Genomic DNA, 3,198 nt, shown 5'->3' on the forward strand with positions numbered 1-3,198 from the left:
AAGAGTAACCTGTCATAGAGTCTCTCAAATGTTTGCAGCGCGAACGATGGAAACATCTTCGGGTTGTGAGGTTAAGTGACTAAGCGTACACGGTGGATGCCTAGGCAGTCAGAGGCGATGAAGGGCGTGCTAATCTGCGAAAAGCGTCGGTAAGGTGATATGAACCGTTATAACCGGCGATACCCGAATGGGGAAACCCAGTGTGTTTCGACACACTATCATGTCATGAATACATAGTGGCATGAGGCGAACCGGGGGAACTGAAACATCTAAGTACCCCGAGGAAAAGAAATCAACCGAGATTCCCCCAGTAGCGGCGAGCGAACGGGGAGGAGCCCAGAACCTGAATCGGCTTGTGTGTTAGTGGAAGCGTCTGGAAAGTCGCGCAGCAAAGGGTGATAGCCCCGTACACTAAAATGCACAGGTCGTGAGTTCGATGAGTAGGGCGGGACACGTGACATCCTGTCTGAATATGGGGGGACCATCCTCCAAGGCTAAATACTCCTGACTGACCGATAGTGAACCAGTACCGTGAGGGAAAGGCGAAAAGAACCCCGGCGAGGGGAGTGAAATAGAACCTGAAACCGTGTACGTACAAGCAGTGGGAGCACCTTCGTGGTGTGACTGCGTACCTTTTGTATAATGGGTCAGCGACTTATATTTTGTAGCAAGGTTAACCGTATAGGGGAGCCGTAGGGAAACCGAGTCTTAACTGGGCGAATAGTTGCAAGGTATAGACCCGAAACCCGGTGATCTAGCCATGGGCAGGTTGAAGGTTGGGTAACACTAACTGGAGGACCGAACCGACTAATGTTGAAAAATTAGCGGATGACTTGTGGCTGGGGGTGAAAGGCCAATCAAACCGGGAGATAGCTGGTTCTCCCCGAAAGCTATTTAGGTAGCGCCTCGTGAACTCATCTTCGGGGGTAGAGCACTGTTTCGGCTAGGGGGCCATCCCGGCTTACCAAACCGATGCAAACTCCGAATACCGAAGAATGTTATCACGGGAGACACACGGCGGGTGCTAACGTCCGTCGTGAAGAGGGAAACAACCCAGACCGCCAGCTAAGGTCCCAAAGTCATGGTTAAGTGGGAAACGATGTGGGAAGGCATAGACAGCCAGGATGTTGGCTTAGAAGCAGCCATCATTTAAAGAAAGCGTAATAGCTCACTGGTCGAGTCGGCCTGCGCGGAAGATGTAACGGGGCTAAACCATGCACCGAAGCTGCGGCAGCGACGCTTAGGCGTTGTTGGGTAGGGGAGCGTTCTGTAAGCCGTTGAAGGTGGCCTGTGAGGGTTGCTGGAGGTATCAGAAGTGCGAATGCTGACATAAGTAACGATAAAGCGGGTGAAAAGCCCGCTCGCCGGAAGACCAAGGGTTCCTGTCCAACGTTAATCGGGGCAGGGTGAGTCGACCCCTAAGGCGAGGCTGAAAAGCGTAGTCGATGGGAAACAGGTTAATATTCCTGTACTTGGTGTTACTGCGAAGGGGGGACGGAGAAGGCTAGGCTGGCCGGGCGACGGTTGTCCCGGTTTAAGCGTGTAGGGGGTGTGACCTGGTAAATCCGGTTGCATATCAACCCTGAGGCGTGATGACGATGCACTACGGTGCAGAAGTAGTTGATGCCCTGCTTCCAGGAAAATCCTCTAAGCTCCAGGTAACATTAAATCGTACCCCAAACCGACACAGGTGGTCAGGTAGAGAATACCAAGGCGCTTGAGAGAACTCGGGTGAAGGAACTAGGCAAAATGGTGCCGTAACTTCGGGAGAAGGCACGCTGGCATGTAGGTGAAGTCCCTCGCGGATGGAGCTGAAGCCAGTCGAAGATACCAGCTGGCTGCAACTGTTTAATAAAAACACAGCACTGTGCAAACACGAAAGTGGACGTATACGGTGTGACGCCTGCCCGGTGCTGGAAGGTTAATTGATGGGGTCAGCCGCAAGGCGAAGCTCTTGATCGAAGCCCCAGTAAACGGCGGCCGTAACTATAACGGTCCTAAGGTAGCGAAATTCCTTGTCGGGTAAGTTCCGACCTGCACGAATGGCGTAATGATGGCCAGGCTGTCTCCACCCGAGACTCAGTGAAATTGAACTCGCTGTGAAGATGCAGTGTACCCGCGGCAAGACGGAAAGACCCCGTGAACCTTTACTATAGCTTGACACTGAACATTGAGCCTTGATGTGTAGGATAGGTGGGAGGCTTTGAAGCGTGGACGCCAGTCTGCGTGGAGCCATCCTTGAAATACCACCCTTTAATGTTTGATGTTCTAACTCGGCCCCATAATCTGGGGTGAGGACAGTGTCTGGTGGGTAGTTTGACTGGGGCGGTCTCCTCCCAAAGAGTAACGGAGGAGCACGAAGGTTAGCTAATCACGGTCGGACATCGTGAGGTTAGTGCAAAGGCATAAGCTAGCTTGACTGCGAGAGTGACGGCTCGAGCAGGTACGAAAGTAGGTCTTAGTGATCCGGTGGTTCTGAATGGAAGGGCCATCGCTCAACGGATAAAAGGTACTCCGGGGATAACAGGCTGATACCGCCCAAGAGTTCATATCGACGGCGGTGTTTGGCACCTCGATGTCGGCTCATCACATCCTGGGGCTGAAGTAGGTCCCAAGGGTATGGCTGTTCGCCATTTAAAGTGGTACGCGAGCTGGGTTTAGAACGTCGTGAGACAGTTCGGTCCCTATCTGCCGTGGGCGTTGGAAGATTGAGAGGGGTTGCTCCTAGTACGAGAGGACCGGAGTGAACGCACCACTGGTGTTCGGGTTGTCATGCCAATGGCATTGCCCGGTAGCTAAGTGCGGAAAAGATAAGCGCTGAAAGCATCTAAGCGCGAAACTTGCCTCAAGATGAGTCTTCCCTGGGCCTTCAAGGCCCCTGAAGGAACGTTTAAGACTAAGACGTTGATAGGCTGGGTGTGTAAGTGCAGCGATGCATTGAGCTAACCAGTACTAATGATCCGTGAGGCTTAACCTTACAACACCGAAGGTGTTTTTAGAGAGATTTTCAGCGACGTTCCGAGATTGGTTCTGATGGCTTCACGGAAGTGAAGCGGTTGGAATGAAACAGAATTTGCCTGGCGGCAATAGCGCGGTGGTCCCACCTGACCCCATGCCGAACTCAGAAGTGAAACGCCGTAGCGCCGATGGTAGTGTGGGGTCTCCCCATGCGAGAGTAGGACACTGCCAGGCATCAAA

General features: G+C 52.8%; 2 rRNA genes. Both read left to right on the forward strand.

Features of this window, described 5'->3' with window-relative positions:
• The first annotated feature begins 69 nt into the window (after positions 1 to 69).
• Positions 70 to 2,977, forward strand: a 23S ribosomal RNA gene (locus ACSBQS_RS24510).
• Positions 2,978 to 3,076: 99 nt separating this feature from the next.
• Positions 3,077 to 3,192: ribosomal RNA gene (gene rrf / locus ACSBQS_RS24515) — 5S ribosomal RNA — on the forward strand.
• Positions 3,193 to 3,198 lie beyond the last annotated feature (6 nt).

Source organism: Serratia sp. H402Y (assembly GCF_051172415.1).
Lineage (GTDB): Bacteria > Pseudomonadota > Gammaproteobacteria > Enterobacterales > Enterobacteriaceae > Serratia > Serratia ureilytica.